Source organism: Parvularcula sp. LCG005, from assembly GCF_032930845.1.
Taxonomy (GTDB): domain Bacteria; phylum Pseudomonadota; class Alphaproteobacteria; order Caulobacterales; family Parvularculaceae; genus Parvularcula.
On record NZ_CP136758.1, the window covers coordinates 2,854,326 to 2,874,883 of the forward strand.

Consider the following 20,558-nt stretch of genomic DNA (forward strand, 5'->3'; position numbering starts at 1 on the left):
GATGTGCGTTTTTTGCGGTCAGCTCGCGGAAACAACCACGCCCGGCATGATGGCCGCAATCATGACCGCCGTCTGAACCGCACGGATGGCGTCGACCGCAGCCGTGGCGGCCAGATGATCCCCTTTGGAAATCTCCTTGATCCGCGCCTTGTGCTCTTTCAGCAGGGCGGTATCGAAGTTGAGGCGGAGCAGGCCGGTCTGGTTCGCCAATGCGATCAGAACCGCATCCCGCGGTGACACCATGCCGGTGCTGAACATGGCACTGGCGAGGCGCTCTTTTAGTCGCAACTCAGCGCTCGGGTCCATTTCCGGGTAAACCGTGCGCTCGAAGAACCACAGATATTTCTGCCGTTCGCGCGTCAGCACATGCTTTTGGACGAGCGCTTCGCTGACGGGCTTTGAGATGCCGGAGCGGCTGCCAATCCGCTGCACCCACGTCTTGGCCTGCCCCTCAAGCCCTTTGGCTCGGATGATTTCCAGACAGCGGTCCAGAAACACATCTCCGGTCCGCCCTTCGGGCTTCACGGCGAGCTTGTTTTTTTCTCCCGGCAGTTCGTACACGATCCCGCGCAGCAGAAGTTCAGACAGGCCGGCACCCGCCAGAGCCATATCCACAAACTGTCCGCGTTTCACGCCCTTGCGGTCGCTCAGCGCCAACAACATCAGTTCTTCGGGCAATGTCAGGTCACTACTGGCCATGATGTCCCCTTTTTGCTTGTCCTCTCAAAGACATGGGGTTGCTTCAATTTGAAGCAATAGGCGCTTGACGATCTGCCGGCCCGGCGCAATGCAGCAGGCCAGCTAGAGGAGACACCTATGCCGCAATTTGAAATGAAGGTTCTGCCGCCGGAGACGGTGAAGGGCAAAGAGGTTCTGGAACATGTGGCCGGTTCGCCCGCCCGTGAAGGCGGCGGTGACGAGACCTATCGTTGCGGCAACTGCAAAACCAAGCTGCTGGTCGATGTCGACCACCACGACGCCCACGGGGTGATCGTGAAATGCGGGAAATGCGGGAAATACAATATTGAGCCGCATCATCACTGAAGCGCCCATGGTGAGCCGATCTAAGGAAAAGGTGGAAAGCCAACGCGACCCGAAGCGGAAACTCGTTGCGGCTGCTTCCTTCCGGACCTGACCGGATTGGCGAGACGCTCGCCCGCGCGGCCTTCCACGGCCTATATCGCGACACCGTCGCATGGATGCAAGCCCCAGCCGGGCAGAACTTGTCCCGTCATCACAAGGCTTGCTTTGATTTGCTTTACAAACTGGTGTAATAAGCAGGCATGAATCCAGATCCCACTCGCGACGACCTGCAGTTTCTCCGCGCCATCAGCGAAGAGGGACGTCATGCGCCCCTGCTTGGCGGACGCTTTCTGACGTTGTGGGGCGCGCTGATTTCCGTCGCCTATGTGGGTGAATATGCCATCCTGTCCGGGCGGTTCGGCCTCCCGCCGATCAGCATGTTGATCTTGTGGGTGACCGTCATGGGCGCAGGGTTCCTGGGACAGCGCCTGCTCGTCCCCACCATTCGCGACAAGCCGGGGCGTGAAGCCTTCGCCAACAAGGTGGAAAAGCTGATCTGGGTGGCCGTCGGCATGAGCATTGCGGCCTATGCCATCGGCACTGCATTTGCCACGAGCATGGCCGGGGCGCCGGTCATTCTTTTCGACATGATCCTGGCCGTCGCCTTTGGCGGCTACGGGGCTGCGCATTATGTCATGTCGCGGATCGCCCGCGCCCCATGGATGACCTATGCCGCCCTCGGATCATTCTTGGCCGCTTTTGTCGTGCCGTTCCTGGCGGGACAACCTGTCCTCTACCTGTTCGCCGCCGTCGTGGTCATACTGGTTGCCGTCGTGCCGGGGGTCAAACTCCTGATGGCTGAGCCCCCCTCACTGCCGGAGGACGCATGATCATGGCGGGATTTGACGCTGGAAATGTTGATGAGACCATTCACGGCCGCTTGCGCCTCGGGATCATGGCGTATCTGACCTCGGTCTCACCAGCGCCGTTCACCGAGTTGGCCCATGTCCTCGAAGCGACCAACGGCAATCTGTCCGTGCACCTGCGCAAGCTTGAGGAAGCCGGATATGTGACGACGGAAAAAGGGTTCGAAAGCCGGCGGCCCCTGACCCTGGTCCACCTGACCGATAAGGGGCGCGAAGCGTGGGCCAGCTATCTGGAAGCCCTGAAACCCCTGTTCCCCGACCTGTAGACCGGGGCGTCAGGCCACCTTCGCTGAGACGGTGGCGGACGTACCGCATAATCGGACGAGCTCGGCGACAAGGTCCCGCTCCTGCAACGGTTTTGGCAAATAGCCGTCAACGCCCATGTCGAGATGACGTTGCCGGTCGCCGGACATCGCATCCGCTGTCAGCGCTACCACCGGCACCCGCGCCCATTCTTCATTAGACGAACGAATTTGCCTGATCGTTTCCGGTCCGTCCATGACCGGCATGTGCATGTCCAGCAGTACGACATCAAACTCTTGTCTCCGCAACGCATCGAGCGCTTCTTTGCCATTGGTGGCTTCGACCGGGATGATACCGAACGGCTTGAGAAAAAGAGAGACGATATGACGATTGATCTGCATGTCATCGACCAGCAATATTTTCAGATTGGCGTCCCGAAGTGCGGTCCGCTGATCAATTGCTTCGACATCAATCGTCTGCACGCCCGGCGCCGAGTCAGCCGTCCGGGCCTCCGCGCCAAATGTCAGGACAAAGACTGAGCCGCGCCCCTTTTCACTGACGGCCCAGGCATCCCCTCGCATCTTTCGAGCCAGACGCCGGGTAATGGAAAGACCAAGGCCTGTGCCGCCATGACGACGGGAGGTGGTCTCGTCCGCCTGCTGAAACGGTTTGAACAGGGCCCCGAGCGTTTCGGCATCCATCCCCTCACCAGTGTCGCTGACCAGCACCTCGATTCGGAAAGCCGAGGCTCCTTCGGGCACAGCCGTGACGGCGACGTCCACATGGCCGGCCGCTGTGAATTTGACGGCATTGGAGATGAGGTTGGATAGACATTGCTGATAGCGGACGGCATCGATCTGAACATATGCCGGGACTGAGGGATGAACCGCTACATTCAGCTGCAGGCCCTTTTCATTTGCGGTTGGCGTCCACAGCTTTCTGATCCGCGCCATGATATGCCGCAGATCCGTCTGGGTGGGGACAATATCCATTTTTCCCGCCTCGATCTTTGACAGATCGAGAATGTCATTGAGGAGCGATAGAAGGGTTTCTCCGCATTCAACGAGGGTCGTTAAATAGTCGCGCTGGTCGTCCTTCAGTGACGTCTGCAGCAGAACCTGTGCCATGCCCAGAATACCGTTCAGCGGTGTGCGGATTTCGTGGCTCATATTGGCCAGAAAAGACGACTTGGAACGACTGGCAGTCTCAGCCGCCTGTTGCGCTTCGGCCATGAACCGATTTTTCGTCTCAAGGTGCGCAATCATCTGGTCGAGCTGGTCGGCCATCCGGCGACTGGACAAATCTGTACGCTGCTGTTCCTCATCATATTGCTGATAGGCGGCATTCACGAGGCGCAGCAATTGCGTAAGATTGACCGGTCCGCGACCATAGCCCACCTCGTCCAACTGCTGTCGCAAGAGCGGATGATCGATCATTTACCAGGTCTCCCCGTCGCCTGTTCGTTTCAAATCTTGCCAGCGCAAGCTGCTGGGCGGTCGTCAGAGCCCCCAAGGCTGACGGGTGTAGGCGATCAAACTTAACCTAAGGTTGCATTTCGTGGGGGGCGGTGTCGCATTGCCTCCCTTCCCTCGACGGCGCATGAAACGCGAATGTTCGACAACCCCAACAATTTTGCTGATTACCCGCTCGACCGGATGGGCGTGCAGCGGAAAGACCCGGCATTCCTCAATGGCCTGCAACGCGATCCGGCCTCACTGGCCATGCTCGTCTGTGGCCGGTCCGTCGCGATCCAGAACGGCAGCCTCCACTGGCACTCTCTGCGCTCCCCTGATCTGCCCCCCTCATTGGACGGTCCGCTATTTCTGGGCATGGACGGGCATGTCGCGAAATTTGCGATCGCTGTGACGGAAGAAGACGCTGACACGCTGGCAAACCTGCAACCGCTGCGTGATGTCTTGGCTGACCTGTCACCGACACAGGCGGCCGTGGCCGGACATGCCCTGTGGCTCACTGGCTGGCATGAGCGACATCGCTATTGCGCGCGACACGGGGATCTGACGGAAATTGCCGATGGGGGCGCCAAACGCGTCAATGTCAGGACGGGAACCGAGCATTTCCCCCGGACCGATCCGGTCGCGATCACCCTGCCCATTCACGAAGATTCTGTCTGCCTGGGTCGCGGGCCGCTTTTTCCGCCCGGTGTCTATTCGGCTTTCGCTGGCTTCCTTGAGCCATGCGAGACGCTCGAGGCCTGCGCCGCGCGGGAGGTGGAAGAAGAGGCCGGTCTGACCCTGCACACACTACGCTATTGTTTCAGCCAGCCCTGGCCATTCCCCTCATCCCTGATGGTGGGGTTTCTGGGCTGGACCAATGACCGGGAATTGACCCTCGACCCCACAGAGATCGAGGCAGCGCGCTGGCTGTCCCGCCAACAGGTCAATGCCCTGCTGCGCGGTGACATTGTCGACGACGTTCAGATCCCCCCGCCCTTCACCATCGCGCATCAATTGTTGAAGGTCTGGGCCGAGCGATAGGGGTCAGCCGGGAAGACGCCGAGCAGTTTGAGGTGCGAGGAGAAAAAGCCCAGTTCCTCTAACGCCCGCTGGACTGGCGGATCATCAGGATGGCCGTCAAATTCCGCCTGGAACTGAGTCGCCGCGAAGGTGGCGTCGAGCTGATAGCTCTCCAGTTTCAGAAGGTTCACGCCATTGGTCGCAAAACCGCCAAGCGCTTTATAGAGCGCGGCCGGAATGTTGCGGACGCGGAACACCATGCTGGTCATCACGCGGCCGGACAGAAGATCAGGCCAGACCGCCTTGTCCTCATGGGTCAGCCGCAAGAACCGCGTCACATTGTGATCCTGATCCTGGATATCCCGCGCGACGATATCGAGGCCATAGCGGATCGCAGCCGCCTCTGGCGCGATCACGGCAATAGCCGGGTCCGGCGCCTCGGCCAGCTCCCGGGCTGCGCCTGCGGTGTCACGGGCTATATCGGGCAAGAGGCCCCGAGCCGCGATTTCTCTGCGGCATTGTGACAGGGCCATGGCGTGGCTGCGCACGTATTTAAGGCCTCGCGGATCTGCGCCCGGGGAGACCATCAACTGCATCTTCACCGGCAGAAAATGCTCGGATACGATACTCAACTCCATGTCCGGCAGGATGCGGTAGATATCGTCAACGCGCCCCGCAATGGCATTCTCCACGGGGACCATGGCTTCATCCGCCTTTCCCGTCATGACGGCATCAAAGACATGGTCGAATGTCGGACAGGGCAACGCTTCGGCGCCTTGGGCGAAGGTGTGACAGGCCTGATCCGAGAACGCCCCGGGCTCTCCTTGATAAGCAATTCGCGACATATCTTTGTCCATCTCAACTGAATTCACACATCTGTGCGGAAAAGTGCCGTTGCAGGGAGGGGAGACCCCCGCTAAACCCCGCCGAAAATTGTCACACCGAGGCGCCCCCGCGCCTCCCCGCAAACGTTGGGCCACCGCCATGAAAGACCCCCTTTACGGGAACAAAGTTGCCGCCGCCATTCTCGTTACGCTTTTATTGGCTGTTGGCCTGCCGATCATTCTGGGAACGTTGACCGCCGTGTTTGCCGGGCATCACGGCGCGCATCATGACGAGGAAAACCCCTGGGGCCTCGCCTATACCCCGACTGAGATTACAGTGGATGGCGCGACGGAAGCCGTGGCTGAAGTCGAAGTGGATCTTGGCACGCTGCTGGCCAACGCGTCGGCGGAGCGCGGTGAACGCGCAGCTGGCCTCTGCGGCGCCTGCCACACCTTCGAAAAAGGTGGATCCAACGGGATCGGTCCTAATTTGTGGGGCGTGATGGGCCGTGAAGTCGCTGGCGTGTCCGGTTACGGCTATTCTGCGGCACTGCAGAGCGTCGGAGGTGAGTGGACCTATGAGAAGGTCGACCACCTTCTGGAGAATTCCCAATCCTTTGCCCCGGGCACCAGCATGGCCCAGATGGTCCGCAAGGACGACAAGCGCGCCGATATTCTCGCCTATCTTCAGACGCTTTCTGACAATCCGATGCCATTCCCTGAGCCTGCACCAGTAGCGGAGCCAGAGGGCGAAGAAGGCGATGATGCTGCGGACGCCAGCGGTGATGAGGACAATGGCGGAGATAATTAATCTCCGTCAGGCCCGGAAGGCCCGGTCCCGACAGGACAAAGAAAAACGCGCGGCTGAAAACCGCGCGTTTTATGGTTTGAGCAAAGACCAAAGAGAAATTGCACGCCGTATTCAGGAACGGCAGGCAAAGGACGTCGACCAAACCAAGCTGGACTCGGAACAGGACGACGGTCCGGAAACCGCCTGACCAATTGGTCGTTCAGCTAGGCGACCATGCTTGATTTCGTGCATATGGCGAGCCGATTGACCACGCTTTCCGCCGAGGATGGCTTCCTGCAGATCGCCGCCTGGGGCCAGCGTTTGCAGAAATCGCTCACATCACTGTCACCGGAATAGATGATGAACGGCACGCCCTGTTCCGACAGCAGGTCAGCGACGGCGGCAATGGTCCCGTCCGGGAGATTGATATCCAGGATGGCACCATCAACGTCGAGACGTTCGATCATCCGTTTGGCCTGAGTGACAGTGGTAGCCGGGCCAACGACCCATCCGCCTTCGTCAATAATGACATCGGCAAGATCCATCGCCGTGAGAACCTGATCCTCGACAACGAGGATTGCTTTACCTTCAATCCCAGCAAGCTTGGGGCGCTGGGAAAAAAGACGATCTGCTAATGAAGTCGCCATGGGCGCTCCTTTCATCTTAGATTGACAAGAACGCCGTCAAAAAACACTTGCGATATGGCAAAACAATGCGTGTTTCGCGGCAGTGTTCCCTCAATTCTTCAAAACACGACAAAAAGTGCAACATTTTCAGATGGTTTACAAAGAGTAAACGCAGCGAATGGCCTAGATTTGTCAGTACAGGGGCTGTTATAGGCCCCGGATTGGTCGAATAATCCGGCGCAGGAGCAATTGTTTGTCCTCTGCCCACCGAGCGGATATTTCCCGCACATCATCGATCGATGTGGCCATCCGCGTCGCATTCGCGTGAATGAGATTTGTGTCATCTACCATCATGCCGGTGTGACCGGGCCAGAACATCAGATCTCCGCGCTGCAGGTCCAGATCCTGCCAGCGCCCGCCGCGATCATCAGACCAAAGCGGATAGCCACGTGCCGGATCGCTGAAATGCGCCTCCTGCTGATCGGCATCACGAGGAATGGCGAGGCCAATGGCCTCATACGCATTTTGCAGCAGGCCTGAGCAGTCGAGCCCAAGGCTTTCCTTCCCGCCCCAGAAATAGGGCGTGTGCAGAAACGTCTCGGCCACTGCCACAGGGTCGGTGTCCACGAAATGATCGAGCGGCCGCACGGCGCCCTTCCAGACAAAGCCGCCCCGGCTGAGCGCAACATAGTCACCCTCTTCGTGCAGTACCGTCAGCTTGGCGTTGAGCGAGAGAATTTCATAGGGCGCAGATTTGAGATCGGGCTTTGAAAACCAATAGGCACGCAGGGCGCTCAGCGCATGGTCCGGCTGGTCAATGTCTTCCGACAACGCGTCTGTCTCGACATAGCCGACATATTTGTCCTGCTCCGACTGCCCCCATGCCCAGCCATCGGCTTCGTCATAGACAGTGAAAATCTCACCGAACAGAAGCTGTGTTTCCTGCGGCCCCGTGGCTTCCGGCACGCGGCGCACCGGCGCGACACCAAGGACGACCTGACGGGGCGTACCGGGATCAAAGCGGTCCGCCGTCACTTCCCCGCGCAGAAAGGAGGCGGCCACATCCGGCCGGGCCGGCGTCAGACGGGGATCGCGGGCCTTAGCCATAATAGGCACCGAGGTCTGACTGCCGTTCCCGCTCGTCCACGATGCGGGCAAACTCATCAATAAAGAGTGATCCCTCTTCGGTCTTCTGGACCAGCACAACGCGGCGATCCGACTGGTCGCGTGCCCGCTTGACGAGGCCATGGATCGACAAGGCGTCGAGCGCACGGGAAATGGCAGGCTTTGGCACTTCGAGCTCTTCGGAAAGGCGTCTGACCGTATGGGGCCCCGGTGTCAGGTACACGGTCAGGAGCAGCGCCCACTGGCGCATTGACAGATCCGGCCGGTCAAGTCGGACCGTATCCACCATCACATCACGCCATGGCAGAAGAATGTCGTTCGGGGTCACTGAATACGCCTTCGTTTTTCTGTTTCGTTAGCGAAACAAAAATGATGCAGCAAGTCTTGACGCGCAGCAATTATCGCCGTGCGTCGCTTTTCAAGAAAATCAGTCGCGCAACAGATCGTTGATCGCGGTCTTGGAGCGGGTCCGCTCGTCCACGGTCTTGACGATCACGGCACAGGCCAGAGACGGCCCGCCATTGGCGCTGGGCAGGGTGCCCGGCACGACCACAGAATAGGGCGGGACTTTGCCATAGTGAACATCGCCAGTCTGCCGGTCGACGATCTTTGTCGAGGCACCGATGAACACGCCCATGGAGACGACCGCGCCCTCCCCGACCCGCACACCTTCGGCGATTTCGGACCGCGCACCGATAAAACAATTGTCCTCGATGATGACGGGCTCGGCCTGCAGCGGCTCAAGCACGCCGCCGATCCCGACGCCGCCGGAAATATGACAGTGCGCGCCGATCTGGGCGCAGGAGCCGATGGTCACCCAGGTGTCGACCATGGTCCCTTCGCCCACATAGGCGCCGATATTGACGAAGGACGGCATCAGCACGGCGCCAGGCGCGATGTAGGAACCGCGGCGCACGGTCGATGTGGGGACAGCCCGGAATCCGGCCTTGGCGAATTCCGCATCCGTCCAGCCTTCGAACTTGGAGGGGACCTTGTCGAACCATGGTGCACCGCCCGGGCCGCCGGCGATGATCTGGTTTGGCGTCAGGCGGAAGGACAGCAGCACAGCCTTCTTGGCCCATTGATGCACGACCCATTCGCCATCCATCTTTTCGGCCACGCGCAGCCGACCTTCGTCGATCGCATTGATCGCGTCGGTTACCGCGCTCTTGATCGCAGAAAGATCGCCATCAGGATCGCTGAGCTGGTCGCGGCGATCCCAGGCGGTATTAATGGTGGATTCGAGCTGTGCAAAGGTCATGGAGGGGAACAGGCGCCTTCGGTCGGATGATACGGTCAGACGCGCCTTGTGATTAGCGATAGGAACTGGGTCAAGTCCGAGGTGACATGATTCACGTGATCAAAGCGTTCCCCCGGTCGAGATGGGCGCTTGCCCTCCGGTTCGTCCTCGCACCATTCGGCCTGGGACTGGACCAGTACCGTTTCCATGCCTGCCGCATGGGGTACCTCAAGATTTTGCGGCATATCCTCGAACATGGCGGCGCGCTTGGGATCGATATTCCACGCCTGCCAGCAGAGGTCATAGGCCCCCTGATGCGGCTTGGGCACAAATCCAGCCTTTTCGATATCGAAAACGTCGTCAAACAGCTCGAGGATGCCGATCTTGCCGGCGACATTCTCGGCGTGCTTCACCGAGCCATTGGTGAAGATGTAGCGCTTGCCCGGCAGGGCCGCGATGGCACTGGCCAGCGCCTCGTTCCGGTCCACAGGCGACAGATCAATGTCATGGACGAATGACATGAAGTCCTGCGGCGCAATGCCATGTTCATGCATCAGCCCGCTCAAGGTCGTGCCGTAATCGGCATAGAACTGCTTCTGCATGGTCCGGGCACTGACCGCGTCCATGTCGAGGGTCTTCTCGATGAAGAGCGTCATGCGCTCATCGATTTCACGGAACAGGTTGCAGTCGGCGGGGTAAAGTGTGTTGTCGAGATCGAAGATCCATGTGTCTACATGGCCGAAGGATGATGATGGCAAAACGAACCCTTTGTGGTGTCAGCGGCCGGCGAGATCGGGATTGAACAGCTCTGGCGTAAACTCAAACGTCCAGGCCTTGGCACCGTTCACATCGACGCGACGGAAACTGGCGGTGTCGAACCCGGATTCAGCACAGGCCACATCGCCCTCCGCCTGGAACTGGACCATCGAAATGCAGAAATCCGTGTCGCCGCCCGCCAGCGGCACGGAGCGGGTCTCCGCCTCCATGACGCCATAGACATAGAAACTCTCATTGCTCAGCTCGCCGCGACGCACCTTGGCGCATTCCTGACTGTCGAGCTTCCACCAGCCCGAGGAGACATACCCGCCATCGGGCGGTGTCGGCTGGGCGAACGCCGCCCAGACGGGCAGCATTGTTGAGTTGCACATGAAAAAGCCCATCTGAGCGTCGGCAGTGTTGGCATCGGCGATCAGGGCATCGATCACCGCATCGGTGATAGTGCCCGAATTGCTCATGCCTTTTGATTCCTGATAGCGGCGCAGGGCACTGCGGGTCGTGTTGCCCATGGCGCCATCGATTTCACCGTTGAAGATGCCGATGTCGCGCATCAGGCGCTGCACACCCGCCACCTGGGCCGCGAAGACGGTATAATTGGATTCATCGGTAAATTCGGTCGTGTAGGTGCCGTCGGCATTCTCGCCCACATCCACCGGCAGGAACTCCCGCTGGCGTCGCGGATCATCGGTACAGACGTCCTGGTCCCGCAGGGTGAAAAGGCTGTCATTCTGCACGCAGAGCGGGGTCTTGCCCGACCATGTGCTCAGCTGTCCGCGATGCCCGGGAATGGCCTCGGCATAGACGAAATAGCGGCCGGGCCGGACCTTGTCCGACAGTACGCGCTTGCATTCGCCGGCGCGTAACCGCCACCAACCGCGCGTGATCAGACTTTCCTCGTCCACATACCCCACGGCGGCCGAGAGGGCGTAGCTCGTCTTGTTGCAGAATGTATATTGCGCGGCGGCCTGCCCTCCGAGCATCATGGATGCCAGCGAGACGAGAATCGCGATGGAGAGAATAGGAAGCGCTGAAACCGTCACTGGCTTGGTCATGGGGTTGGGGTCCAAGGTCCTTGCAAAAGGTGTCGGCAAACGCTGCCTGGCGGGACATTCAGCGTGCAATTTCATCTATCCCGCCTTCTTATTCAAGTCTTGACCGGCTGACGGAACGTCACGGCAGCCTAACTAAATGGCAAGAGCAACCCAAGGACGAAGGTGCCCCCATGCAAAAACTGTCGGATGATGAACGCGCCCTGTTTTTCAAAGAGTTTTCGAACTGGACGCCCGCCCCTGATCGGGACGCGGCCACCGCGACGTTCAAGCTCAAAGATTTCAACGCCGCGTTCGGGTTCATGACGCGAATCGCGCTCAAGGCTGACAAAATGGACCACCATCCCGAATGGTTCAATGTTTACAATCGTGTGGAGATCACACTGACAACCCACGATGCGGATGGACTGTCCGCACGCGATGTCGAAATGGCGCGATTTATCGCCAGCATTACGTCGTAGTCTTTTTACATTCTGAACGATTATGCCCAAAACTGGCCTTAAGTTCCCGCCAAGGGCAAAGGCGTACCGTTATCAGGAAAGACCAGAATGGCGAACATTACCCTAGTCGATGACGATCAGAACATCCTGACCTCGGTGTCGATCGCGCTTGAGTCCGAGGGTCATCACGTCACCACTTATGAAGATGGAGCCGAGGCGCTGGAAGGTATTCTGGCCAATCCACCAGAACTGGTGATTTCGGATATCAAGATGCCGCGCATGGACGGCATGGAAATGCTGCGCGAACTGCGCCGCCAATCGGCTGTGCCGCTTATTTTCCTCACATCCAAGGATGAGGAAATCGACGAGGTTCTTGGCCTGACCCTTGGCGCCGACGATTATGTCAAAAAGCCGTTCTCCCAGCGCCTCCTGATGGAGCGGGTCAAGGCGGTCCTTCGCCGGTCTTCCGCCGCCCCGGCGTCAAGCCGTGAAGAGAGCAGCCAGGTCATTCGCAGGGCGTCTCTGACGCTGGATCCCCTGCGTCACGCCTGCACCTGGAATGGCGACAATGTCACCCTGACGGTCACTGAGTTTCTGATCCTGCAGTCGCTGGCCAATCGTCCCGGCTTCGTCAAATCGCGCGATGCGCTGATGGATGCGGCCTATGACGACCAAGTCTATGTAGACGACCGGACCATCGACAGCCACATCAAGCGGATCCGGAAAAAATTCCGCATGGTCGACAAGACCTTCGACCATATCGAAACGCTGTACGGGGTCGGGTACAAGTACAAGGAAGGATGACCGGATGGACGCGCCGGAAGGGTTTGAGCGGCGCCGACGCGCGCCGGTCCGCCCGGGCAAACGGCGGACGTCCAACGACCGGTTGACGTCTCGCCGCGGATTTCTCGCCCGCCTGCGCGATGAGCGCGGACGGCTGCCGATTTCGCGGCTGACGATGACGATCTTCCTGACTAATCTCTTTGGCCTGACGATCCTGATGGCAGGATCGATGCGCCTCAATCATTATCGCGACGGCCTGATTGAAGCCAAGCTTGAAGGCGTCCGCGCACAGGCCCAGGTGGTCGCAGCCATCATGGCCACTGTCGCCGCAGAAGACGCCGACTGCGACATCATTGCCGCCGGTGAATATGCGGCCCCCTGCGATGTGATTCTGAACGAAGATCGCGTCAACACCATCTTCACGCGGGTATGGCCCAGTTTTGAAGGTCGTGTGCGGATCTTCTCCACGCCGGTGAATTATGACGGCACTCCCATTGAAGATGCCAGCAGTCTGCTGTTGCAGGACAAGACCTTGCGAGCGGACAATTTCGTGGTGAGCGAAGCCCCCGCGATTGAGGGCGAAGGTAAGGCCCCGTCCATCAGTGAGGTGACGAGAAATCTGCGTCGCGGTTTTGTGGACATCTTCATCGACCCCGGCTTCAGGTCGAACGCCCGGGCCATTACGCTCGAAGATGAGCTGACGCGGGCGTTTCTGGCGTCGTCGGCGGAGGATTATCCCAGCGCCTCATCGGTGAGATACAATGAGGAAGGCCAGATCGTCGCTTCCGTTTCTGTTCCCATACGGAAAGTTCAGGCGGTTTACGGCGTCGTGACAGCCGAAATTGGCGGCATTGAGGAACTGGTGGCGCAGGCCCGTGCGGCCTTGCTTGGCTTCTTCTGGGTTGCGGCCATCGTTGCCCTGATCATGTCGATCCTGCTGACAACGACCATTGCCGGGCCCATCCGCAAACTGGCGGCGGCGGCCGACCGTGTCCGCGAAGGGGTCCGGGGGAGCGGCAAGATGCGCATCCCCGAATTTCCACGACGACGCGACGAGATCGGCGAGCTGTCCGACTCCCTGCGCCAGATGACGCAGGAGCTTTATAACCGCATCGAGACGATCGATCATTTCGCGGCCGATGTGAGTCATGAGTTGAAAAATCCGCTGACCTCAATCAGGAGCGCGATCGAGACACTGGACGTTGCCCGTACGGATGAACAGCGCGCGCGGCTTCTCGCGGTCATCAATAATGATGTGGCCCGGATGGATCGTCTGATTACAGACATTTCCAATGCTTCGAGGCTGGATGCAGAATTGGCCCGCGAGGCACGTGAGGCCGTCGATATTGCTCGCCTCCTGCGGGACATCACAGAACTTTATGGCACCACCAGAAAAGAGCATTCGGCCGCCGTTCGTTTGCTGGGGCGGATGGGCAAGCAGCCGCTTTATGTCTTTGGCTCACCCTCGACGCTGGGGCAGGTGTTCCGCAATCTGATTGATAATGCCCTGTCGTTCAGCCCCCCGGATGGGACGGTTCGCGTGACGCTGTCCGTCAGCAAGACGGATGATGGCCCGGTCGTCCATGTTTCGGTCGCCGATGATGGACCGGGCATTCCGGAGGATACACTCAACCGGATCTTTGAGCGCTTCTATACCAAGCGGCCGGCGGGCACCTCCTTTGGCAACAATTCCGGGCTGGGTCTCGCCATCTGTCGTCAGATTGCGGAGAGCCATGGCGGCCGGATCTGGGCTGAAAACCGGATGAACGCAGACCGCAGCCAACGGATTGGTGCGGTTTTCCACGTCACCCTGCCCTTGCGTCGCCAGACATGAACGACGGTGAAACCATTGCCGTCGCCACCGTTGTCGCGCTTGCTGTGGATGCTGATGGCCCGCTTGTGGGCATCGCCCTGACCGGCCCTTCGGGCAGCGGCAAGACGTCGGCTGCCTTTGCGCTCGTTGAAATGTGTCCCTGGCGGCGCAGCCGGGTCCTGGCAGATGACGGCGTCATTCTCTGGCGGGACGACCGGCGCATCATGGGCCGCGCCCATCCGCGCACCCGTGCGACGGCCGAAGCGCGGCGGGCCGGCATCATGTCTATGCCCACGATTGAGCAGGTCGTGATGGCGATGGTATTCGACTGCACAGAAGGCGGCGAGAGACTGCCCCCTGTGCGCAACTGGCCATCTGATGCCCCTTCGCTCGCCCTGCCACTCTATTCCCTACCGCCCATTCGGACGGTTCGGCCATTTGTCAGGTCCGTTTTAGGTGGACATTCTCCGCGTAGCGCGCTGGATTAGGCATCCCGGCAGGCAACAACAGGATGAATGATGATCGGTATCGTGGTCGTCACCCATGGCAATCTCGCAAAAGAGCTCATCGCAGCGGCGCAACACGTCGTGGGGGAGCAGGACGGGCTGAAAGCGGTGTGCATCGGCCCCGATGATGACATGGAAAAGCGTCGTAATGACATCCTGAAGGCGGCGGAAGATGCAGGCGGCGGCAATGGAGCCGTCATCCTGACCGACATGTTTGGCGGCACGCCGTCCAATCTCGCCATCGCGGTGATGGGGCAGGCCAAGGGCGAAGTCATCGCGGGGGTGAATCTGCCCATGCTGATCAAGATCGCGCCCGCCAGCTATCGTGAAAAGACCAGCCTTGAGGACGCGGTGAAAGCCGCGCACGAGGCCGGCCGCAAATATATCAGCGTCGCCTCCTGGGTCCTGTCCGGGAAATCCGAAGGGTGAGCGACGTCACTGCGGAACTTGAAATCGTCAACAATCGTGGACTGCATGCCCGGGCGTCAGCCAAATTCTGCGCTCTTGCGTCGGCGTTTCAATCGCGGATCGACGTTTCGAAGGACGGTATTACGGTCGGTGCCCGATCCCTTCAGGCCCTCTTGATGCTGGGCGCTGGCAAAGGCTCAACGATCCTTCTGGAAGCGCAAGGAGACGACGCCAGAGAGGCCGTCGATGCCCTGTCCCAGCTGGTCGCCGACAAATTTGGCGAAGAGGCCTGAGGCTAGGCCGCAACCAGCGACGCGACGATCCCGGTCACGCCGACACTGATCAGCATCGAAAACACCAGCATGCCAATGATCAGCGCCAAGGCTGCAGGCACGGTCAGCCGCAGCGCGCGCCGCATGATCCCCCAGTCGATCCAGAACGATGCCCCGATGACGAACAGGAACGCCATGCCGTTCAGGACATACATGCCGGTGACAGCCGACAGGCCCAGCGGCACCGCGAGGATCAGGTAGAGGACAAACTGTGCCCAGTTCTGGGCGATGATAAGCGCTGGAATTCCACCCTCATTCCCCAACCGGCGGGCGATCGCGATATAGATGATAAGCGTCGCGGTCCAGACCACGGCAACGCTCAAGAGATCCGCACTGACATAGGCGATGGGGGCGGAGAGGAGTTCGTTGGTCGCCCCGCTATAGATCGATTGCCGCCGCGTCGCCTCTGAGACCAGAATGGCGGGCGGCAGGAACATCACGAACGCCCAGAATGACCGTCTGACCGCGTGAAGGGACTGGTCCAGATGACGGCCCCAATCATCCTGAGCTCGCGCCATGGCCAGTATGCCGGACACGGCGTTCATAATTTCACTGGCAGTTATCATCGCAATCCGGATCCGGGTTCGAGCATGTGTCCGGACGGCTGACCGGCGTAACGAACCGACGGTGTGCCAAAGCTCAGCGTCGAATGCCACCGATACCTTATGTCCCTTTATCTGGGCACTGCCGAACATTACCTGTATGACATGCTTCTTGATGAGGGGATGAGCCATGGTAATGAGCGTTCAGGAGACACAAGTCCGGCCTGCCGCAGAGGGCACCGGCCTGACCGCGGCGGCCGCCGCAACAGCCTATGCCGGGGCCCTGCCCCTGCTCGTCGGTGCCATTTTGGCCTGGGCACGGCCCGCCGACCTTGCGACCTTTATACTTCCCATCATGACGACAATGGGTATCGCCCTATTGGCATTCTTTGGCGGTGTGCGCTGGGGGGTGGCTGTGATGGGGAACAAGGGGCCGACCTTTCGCCAATTGGCAGGTTCGGTAGTGCCGATGGTTCTGGCCATTGCGCTGTTTCAGATTGACGGCATTGTCACCGTACTGACAGCGCTGAGTGTTCTTATCCCACTGCTTCTGCTCGACGATCTGCGGGCGACGCGACGGGGATCAGGGGCGCCTGAATGGTATCTGGGTGTGCGCGTACCCCTGACCATCATGATGGAGGTCAGCTTCGTCGCCGCGCTTATCCTAGCCCTGACACACGAAAGCCTCAGCGCTCTTTAGAGCGCCGAGGCCAATCGTCAGTACCGGCTGGATTTAGCTGGCTGGGACAAGCACCGAGTCCACGACGTGCACGACGCCGTTCGAGGCTTCAACGTCAGCGGTGACGATATCGGCAACACCGCCGTTTTCGTCCGTGACCGTCAGACCACCATCTGTGCTCGTGACGACCAGCGTGTCGCCGGATACGGTCGTGAGCTTGATCTCACCGCCATTGGCAGCGGTCAGCATGGTCAGGTCAGCAGCGGAAAGGTCCATGTCCACCACGTGAGCGGTCAGCACGCCTTTGAGCTGGGATTTATTGGCTGGCATCAGCAGCGTATCGACCGTATCCTGAATTTCCGCGAACGCGTCGTTGGTTGGCGCAAACACAGTGAACGGGCCATCGCCTTTCAGTGTCGACACCAGACCGCCGGCTTTGACCGCGGCGACCAGCGTGGACAGGCTGTCCGTTGCCATGGCTTTGTCAGCAATGGTCGATGACTTCTCATGCGACATCGCCATCTTGTCTTTTTTCTCTTTGTGATGGTCTGCAGCAAATGCAGGACCAGTAACAAGTGTCAGCGCCGCGGCGGCCATCAGTGTACGTTTCAGCATAGTTCTCTCCATGTTCAATAGGGAGCCGCACGGTGGCGCGGCCTGTAATGGAGATAGTGCGTCTGCGGCCCAGACCCGTTACAGGCCTGTTAGAAACACGTGTTTTACTGCTTTTGAGCCCTTTTGCCGCATGTGTCGCACCCCGCCCCCTCAGACGCTGGAGGATTCCTCTAACAGCTTGTTGATCGCTGTGAGTAGCGCTTTTTCCTGATAGGGCTTCTGGACGATGGGGCACCCGGCCAACGCACGCGGCGCATCGTCGAGCGAGTTATAGCCGGTACAGAATATCACCGGCACATCATCGGCCAGCAGATTCATGGCAAGGGTGAAGGTCCGCTCCCCATTCAAATTCGTATCGAGCAATGCAATGCTTGGACGATCCGTCTTCAGAATGTCATTTGCGGCCTGCAACGTGCCAGCCGGGCCCAGAACCTCGTAGCCGGCGTCCTGCAATCGCCATTCGAGATCAAGCGCGGTCAACGCCTCATCTTCGACCACCAGAACCTTGCGGGCTGTCGATGTCGACGTTTCGGCAGGCGCTTCCTCTGCCTGCACCGCCTTGGCGGCATCTTTCATGGGCAGCACGAGTTCACACACAAGACCATCGCTCCGCCAGTCACAATTCACTGATCCGCCGGAAAACTGCTTCACCGACGCATCGAGCAGGGTCATGCCAAAACCCACGCGTGTTGGTGCCGTCACGGGGGGGCCGCCTTTTTCGGTCCAGCGAATATGCAGTCCGTCTACGGTCGGCTTCCAGTCGATCAACACAGTCCCGGCTTCGTTGGACAGGGCGCCGTATTTGGCGGCATTGGTGGCCAGTTCATGAATGACCAGCGTTGCCGACTGGGCCAGTGCCGGGGGCAGAACAATGGGCGCCCCCTGGGTCTGCAGAGTGCCGGTCGCGTCACCGTCGACAAATGGTGCCAGCTCCTCCTGGATCAGCGCCTCCATATCCGTGCCGTTCCATTTGTTCAGAGCGAGTTGCTGATGAGCCCGTGCGAGTGCCGCGATACGGCCCTTCACAGCGGACTTGTAGCCGGCAATGTCCGGGGCCTTGGTCAGGTTCACAACGGCCTGCGCCACCGCCAGCGCATTCTTCGCGCGGTGATCGACCTCACGCATCAAGATGGACTGACGCTCTTCAGCCTGCTTCTGTTCGGTAATGTCGGTATTGGTGCCGAACCAACGCAGAATGTTACCATTCTGGTCTCGTACAGGCAGGGCACGGGACAGGAACCAGCGATATTGTCCATCCGCGCCGCGCAGGGGGAAGGTATCTTCCCACGCGTCCTGGTTCTCGATCGCGTTGCGAAATGTCTCCGTTACCCGCTCGACATGATCGGGATGATGCACAGACCTCCAGCCATCGCCCTCCATCTGGGGCAAGGTGGTGCCGGTGAAACTGTACCAGCGCTCATTGTACCAGAAAATCCAGCCATCCGGACGCGCCATCCAAGCCATCTGCGGAATGGCATTGGCGAGCACGTGAAAATCAGTGTCGGGGTGATGCCCCGAAGCAGTAGGCATAGTTGAGGGCATCTCCATCGCAAAAAGCGCCTGCTAACAAGTATATAGGGCAGACGCTCGCACCTGCGAATTTTCTTTTCAGAGAGGATCGGTGGCCGTTATTTGTACATCATCTTGCGCGTCATGCCGCCATCGACGATCAATTCCGCCCCTGTGACAAACGGGGCTGTGGCCAGATACACAACGGCGTCGGCAATGTCATCGGGCCGTCCGACGCGCCCTGCCGGATGCTGTTCATGGGCATCATCGGACAGTTCCTCACCTGACACATTGATCCAGCCAGGCGAGACACAATTGACCCGCACATCCGGCCCCATCGAGATTGCAAGTGAGTGGGTGAGGGCCACGAGCCCGCCCTTGGTCGCGGCATAGGCGTGCGTATCTGGTTCTGACATATGCGCGCGTGTCGAGGCGATCAGCACCATCGAACCCGTCGCGGCTTTAAGATGCGGCTCCGCATGCTTGGCGAGCAGAAATGCGGGCGTCAGATTGGTGCCCAGAATGCGGTTCCAGTCATCAAGGCTCGTATCGCTCAGGCTGCCAAATTCAGACAGCCCGGCATTGGAAACGATCAGGCCCAGTGGCCCCATCTCAACGGCCTTCTCCACCAGGGCGATGATGGCAGCCTCGTCGGAGACGTCGGTGGGCACGGCGACCCCCCCCCCATGGGCGGCAGCCGACAGTGTCTCTTCGTCCTTGTCCGCCATGAGCACGGTCCAACCCGCCCTCTGCAGCGCCTTCGCGCAGCCAAGGCCAATACCGTGGGCTGCGCCCGTGACGATCGCGATCCTGCTACTCATAAAGCCTCCGTATCTGCTGCATATAGGGCGCAGTGTCGGGGCGGCATGCTCGTCGCTTGCCATAGTGGGTCAGGCGTGATGAGGTCGCTGAAGATCGGGCGAGGGGCAAAGATGCAGAAAAACGTGACACAGGCTGGGGCGCCGTTCGTGCTGGTCTTTCTGATCGCGGGGGCAGTGACGTGGCTCGGCCATGAATATGCGCATTACCTGACGGCCGAGGCGCTGGGCTATGATGCCTGGATGAAGATCAACTCGGTCGGATTGCAGTCGGGCAGCTTTGCCAGCGAGGCGGATGCGAACCTTCAGTCCATGGCCGGCCCGGCCTTCACCTACCTGCAGGCATTCATCGCCACCATCCTGATCCTCCTGACAAGGAGCGTTCTGCTCTATCCATTTGTCTTCCTCGCCCTGTTCATGCGCGCTGTCGCTTTTGCGATCAGTTTTGGCATGCCCAATGACGAGGCGCGGGTCAGCCTCAGCCTTGGCTTGCCGTTCTGGGTGCTGCCCGCCATCGCTTGCGCCATCCTGCTGGGGATGGTCGTCATGGCGTCGCGCCGACTTGGCCTTGGCTGGAAGGTACAGGGGCTTAGCTACCTGCTGGCATCGGCTGTGACGGCGGCCTTTGTGTTTGGTGAGCCCGCGGTGGGCCGGTTGATCGGCTGACCGCCCTTCTCGTTGAAATCGCACGGTTTGCCCCTATCTGACTGATCTACCTGCAGATCAAGAGGCAAAGGATCCCAGACCATGGCCGGTGGATGGACACGCGACGGGGCAGTTCAGGACCAGATCGACGACAGCGTGAACGATGCTGTCAGCGCGGCACGGTCCCGCCTGCCCAAAGGGCCGAGTGCGGAAGAGTGTGACGAATGCGGCGAACCTATTCCGGAACGGCGGCGCGCCGCCCTGCCCGGTGTGCGTACCTGCGTCCAGTGCCAGTCTACGGCTGACACGAAAATTCAGCATTCGGCCTATAACCGCCGGGGCAGCAAGGACAGCCAGCTGAAATAGTGCGG

At 59.8% G+C, this 20,558-nt stretch carries 28 protein-coding genes and 1 other RNA gene; 15 read left to right on the top strand and 14 right to left on the bottom strand.

Annotated elements, in window-relative coordinates:
• Positions 1–18: 18 nt before the first annotated feature.
• On the bottom strand, positions 19–699 hold the full coding sequence (locus RUI03_RS13500; RefSeq protein WP_317287988.1) for a GOLPH3/VPS74 family protein: 681 nt from the start codon (positions 697–699) through the stop codon (positions 19–21).
• A 117-nt stretch (positions 700–816) separates the two neighbouring features.
• Between RUI03_RS13500 and RUI03_RS13505 the strand changes: the two genes are divergently transcribed.
• The gene (locus RUI03_RS13505) at positions 817–1,044 is read left to right on the top strand and encodes an MJ0042-type zinc finger domain-containing protein (protein WP_317287989.1); all 228 of its coding nucleotides are present in this window, start codon (positions 817–819) and stop codon (positions 1,042–1,044) included.
• Between the two features lie 28 nt (positions 1,045–1,072).
• Here RUI03_RS13505 and ffs read toward each other — a convergent pair.
• Positions 1,073–1,173, bottom strand: an RNA gene (gene ffs, locus RUI03_RS13510) — signal recognition particle sRNA small type.
• Between the two features lie 110 nt (positions 1,174–1,283).
• On the opposite strand from ffs, the gene RUI03_RS13515 reads away from it, so the two are divergent.
• Together RUI03_RS13515 and RUI03_RS13520 are read left to right on the top strand one after the other, a co-directional pair.
• Positions 1,284–1,913: a hypothetical protein gene (locus tag RUI03_RS13515; RefSeq protein WP_317287990.1), complete on the top strand. Its 630-nt coding sequence runs from the start codon at positions 1,284–1,286 to the stop codon at positions 1,911–1,913.
• Between the two features lie 2 nt (positions 1,914–1,915).
• Positions 1,916–2,215: a transcriptional regulator gene (locus RUI03_RS13520; RefSeq protein WP_317287991.1), complete on the top strand. Its 300-nt coding sequence runs from the start codon at positions 1,916–1,918 to the stop codon at positions 2,213–2,215.
• 9 nt (positions 2,216–2,224) lie between these two features.
• Here the strand turns inward: RUI03_RS13520 and RUI03_RS13525 are convergent, their stop codons facing one another.
• Entirely contained in the window at positions 2,225–3,628 is a 1,404-nt protein-coding gene (locus RUI03_RS13525) for a response regulator (protein WP_317287992.1), read from the bottom strand.
• A gap of 174 nt (positions 3,629–3,802) precedes the next feature.
• Between RUI03_RS13525 and nudC the strand changes: the two genes are divergently transcribed.
• Entirely contained in the window at positions 3,803–4,687 is an 885-nt protein-coding gene (gene nudC, locus RUI03_RS13530) for an NAD(+) diphosphatase (RefSeq protein WP_317287993.1), read from the top strand.
• On the opposite strand, the gene RUI03_RS13535 is transcribed toward nudC, so the two are convergent.
• Positions 4,657–5,511 (bottom strand): prephenate dehydratase, encoded by an 855-nt coding sequence (locus tag RUI03_RS13535; RefSeq protein WP_317287994.1) that lies wholly within the window; start codon positions 5,509–5,511, stop codon positions 4,657–4,659. The two genes, nudC and RUI03_RS13535, sit on opposite strands and share 31 nt — an antisense overlap.
• A 139-nt stretch (positions 5,512–5,650) precedes the next feature.
• Here RUI03_RS13535 and RUI03_RS13540 point away from each other — a divergent pair, with 139 nt between their 5' ends.
• On the top strand, positions 5,651–6,301 hold the full coding sequence (locus tag RUI03_RS13540; RefSeq protein WP_317287995.1) for a c-type cytochrome: 651 nt from the start codon (positions 5,651–5,653) through the stop codon (positions 6,299–6,301).
• Positions 6,285–6,488, top strand: coding sequence for a DUF4169 family protein (locus RUI03_RS14790; protein ID WP_410795954.1), 204 nt, complete (start codon positions 6,285–6,287; stop codon positions 6,486–6,488). The genes RUI03_RS13540 and RUI03_RS14790 overlap by 17 nt, the downstream gene beginning before the upstream one ends.
• A 16-nt stretch (positions 6,489–6,504) precedes the next feature.
• Here RUI03_RS14790 and RUI03_RS13545 read toward each other — a convergent pair whose 3' ends face one another.
• The 6 genes from RUI03_RS13545 to RUI03_RS13570 all read right to left on the bottom strand — a co-directional run bounded on the left by RUI03_RS13545 (position 6,505) and on the right by RUI03_RS13570 (position 11,100).
• Positions 6,505–6,927 carry a response regulator gene (locus RUI03_RS13545; RefSeq protein WP_317287996.1) on the bottom strand — a complete coding sequence of 141 codons (423 nt, stop codon included), beginning with the start codon at positions 6,925–6,927 and terminating at the stop codon, positions 6,505–6,507.
• Between the two features lie 186 nt (positions 6,928–7,113).
• Positions 7,114–8,013, bottom strand: coding sequence for a C40 family peptidase (locus tag RUI03_RS13550; protein WP_317287997.1), 900 nt, complete (start codon positions 8,011–8,013; stop codon positions 7,114–7,116).
• Positions 8,006–8,359 (bottom strand): MarR family winged helix-turn-helix transcriptional regulator, encoded by a 354-nt coding sequence (locus tag RUI03_RS13555; protein ID WP_317287998.1) that lies wholly within the window; start codon positions 8,357–8,359, stop codon positions 8,006–8,008. Before RUI03_RS13555 ends, RUI03_RS13550 begins: the two co-directional genes overlap by 8 nt.
• Positions 8,360–8,458: 99 nt before the next feature.
• On the bottom strand, positions 8,459–9,292 hold the full coding sequence (gene dapD, locus RUI03_RS13560) for a 2,3,4,5-tetrahydropyridine-2,6-dicarboxylate N-succinyltransferase (protein WP_317287999.1): 834 nt from the start codon (positions 9,290–9,292) through the stop codon (positions 8,459–8,461).
• A gap of 35 nt (positions 9,293–9,327) precedes the next feature.
• Entirely contained in the window at positions 9,328–10,029 is a 702-nt protein-coding gene (locus tag RUI03_RS13565; protein WP_317288000.1) for a pyrimidine 5'-nucleotidase, read from the bottom strand.
• An 18-nt stretch (positions 10,030–10,047) separates the two neighbouring features.
• Positions 10,048–11,100, bottom strand: a complete 1,053-nt coding sequence (locus tag RUI03_RS13570; RefSeq protein ID WP_317288001.1) for a DUF1036 domain-containing protein — start codon at positions 11,098–11,100, stop codon at positions 10,048–10,050.
• Positions 11,101–11,207: 107 nt separating this feature from the next.
• Here RUI03_RS13570 and RUI03_RS13575 point away from each other — a divergent pair, with 107 nt between their 5' ends.
• From RUI03_RS13575 to RUI03_RS13600, 6 genes are all read left to right on the top strand, one after another.
• A complete protein-coding gene (locus tag RUI03_RS13575) occupies positions 11,208–11,558 on the top strand; it encodes a 4a-hydroxytetrahydrobiopterin dehydratase (protein WP_410795955.1) in 351 nt (116 codons plus the stop codon).
• Between the two features lie 87 nt (positions 11,559–11,645).
• A complete protein-coding gene (locus tag RUI03_RS13580; protein ID WP_317288003.1) occupies positions 11,646–12,341 on the top strand; it encodes a response regulator transcription factor in 696 nt (231 codons plus the stop codon).
• Positions 12,342–12,345: 4 nt separating this feature from the next.
• Positions 12,346–14,154: a sensor histidine kinase gene (locus RUI03_RS13585; RefSeq protein ID WP_317288004.1), complete on the top strand. Its 1,809-nt coding sequence runs from the start codon at positions 12,346–12,348 to the stop codon at positions 14,152–14,154.
• Positions 14,151–14,621, top strand: a complete 471-nt coding sequence (locus tag RUI03_RS13590) for a hypothetical protein (protein WP_317288005.1) — start codon at positions 14,151–14,153, stop codon at positions 14,619–14,621. Before RUI03_RS13585 ends, RUI03_RS13590 begins: the two co-directional genes overlap by 4 nt.
• 30 nt (positions 14,622–14,651) lie before the next feature.
• A complete protein-coding gene (locus tag RUI03_RS13595) occupies positions 14,652–15,068 on the top strand; it encodes a PTS sugar transporter subunit IIA (RefSeq protein WP_410795956.1) in 417 nt (138 codons plus the stop codon).
• A complete protein-coding gene (locus RUI03_RS13600; RefSeq protein ID WP_317288007.1) occupies positions 15,065–15,340 on the top strand; it encodes an HPr family phosphocarrier protein in 276 nt (91 codons plus the stop codon). Before RUI03_RS13595 ends, RUI03_RS13600 begins: the two co-directional genes overlap by 4 nt.
• 2 nt (positions 15,341–15,342) lie before the next feature.
• On the opposite strand, the gene RUI03_RS13605 is transcribed toward RUI03_RS13600, so the two are convergent.
• Positions 15,343–15,924, bottom strand: coding sequence for a hypothetical protein (locus tag RUI03_RS13605; protein ID WP_317288008.1), 582 nt, complete (start codon positions 15,922–15,924; stop codon positions 15,343–15,345).
• 187 nt (positions 15,925–16,111) lie between these two features.
• On the opposite strand from RUI03_RS13605, the gene RUI03_RS13610 reads away from it, so the two are divergent.
• Positions 16,112–16,621: a DUF3429 domain-containing protein gene (locus tag RUI03_RS13610; RefSeq protein WP_317288009.1), complete on the top strand. Its 510-nt coding sequence runs from the start codon at positions 16,112–16,114 to the stop codon at positions 16,619–16,621.
• A gap of 33 nt (positions 16,622–16,654) precedes the next feature.
• Here the strand turns inward: RUI03_RS13610 and RUI03_RS13615 are convergent, their stop codons facing one another.
• From RUI03_RS13615 to RUI03_RS13625, 3 genes are all read right to left on the bottom strand, one after another.
• Positions 16,655–17,215 carry a fasciclin domain-containing protein gene (locus tag RUI03_RS13615; protein ID WP_317288010.1) on the bottom strand — a complete coding sequence of 187 codons (561 nt, stop codon included), beginning with the start codon at positions 17,213–17,215 and terminating at the stop codon, positions 16,655–16,657.
• A gap of 150 nt (positions 17,216–17,365) precedes the next feature.
• A complete protein-coding gene (locus RUI03_RS13620) occupies positions 17,366–18,745 on the bottom strand; it encodes an HWE histidine kinase domain-containing protein (protein WP_317288011.1) in 1,380 nt (459 codons plus the stop codon).
• 98 nt (positions 18,746–18,843) lie between these two features.
• A complete protein-coding gene (locus RUI03_RS13625) occupies positions 18,844–19,545 on the bottom strand; it encodes an SDR family NAD(P)-dependent oxidoreductase (protein ID WP_317288012.1) in 702 nt (233 codons plus the stop codon).
• 111 nt (positions 19,546–19,656) lie between these two features.
• Between RUI03_RS13625 and RUI03_RS13630 the strand changes: the two genes are divergently transcribed.
• Both RUI03_RS13630 and RUI03_RS13635 read left to right on the top strand, forming a co-directional pair.
• Positions 19,657–20,208, top strand: coding sequence for a hypothetical protein (locus RUI03_RS13630; RefSeq protein WP_317288013.1), 552 nt, complete (start codon positions 19,657–19,659; stop codon positions 20,206–20,208).
• Positions 20,209–20,289: 81 nt separating this feature from the next.
• Positions 20,290–20,553 carry a DksA/TraR family C4-type zinc finger protein gene (locus RUI03_RS13635; protein ID WP_317288014.1) on the top strand — a complete coding sequence of 88 codons (264 nt, stop codon included), beginning with the start codon at positions 20,290–20,292 and terminating at the stop codon, positions 20,551–20,553.
• Positions 20,554–20,558 lie beyond the last annotated feature (5 nt).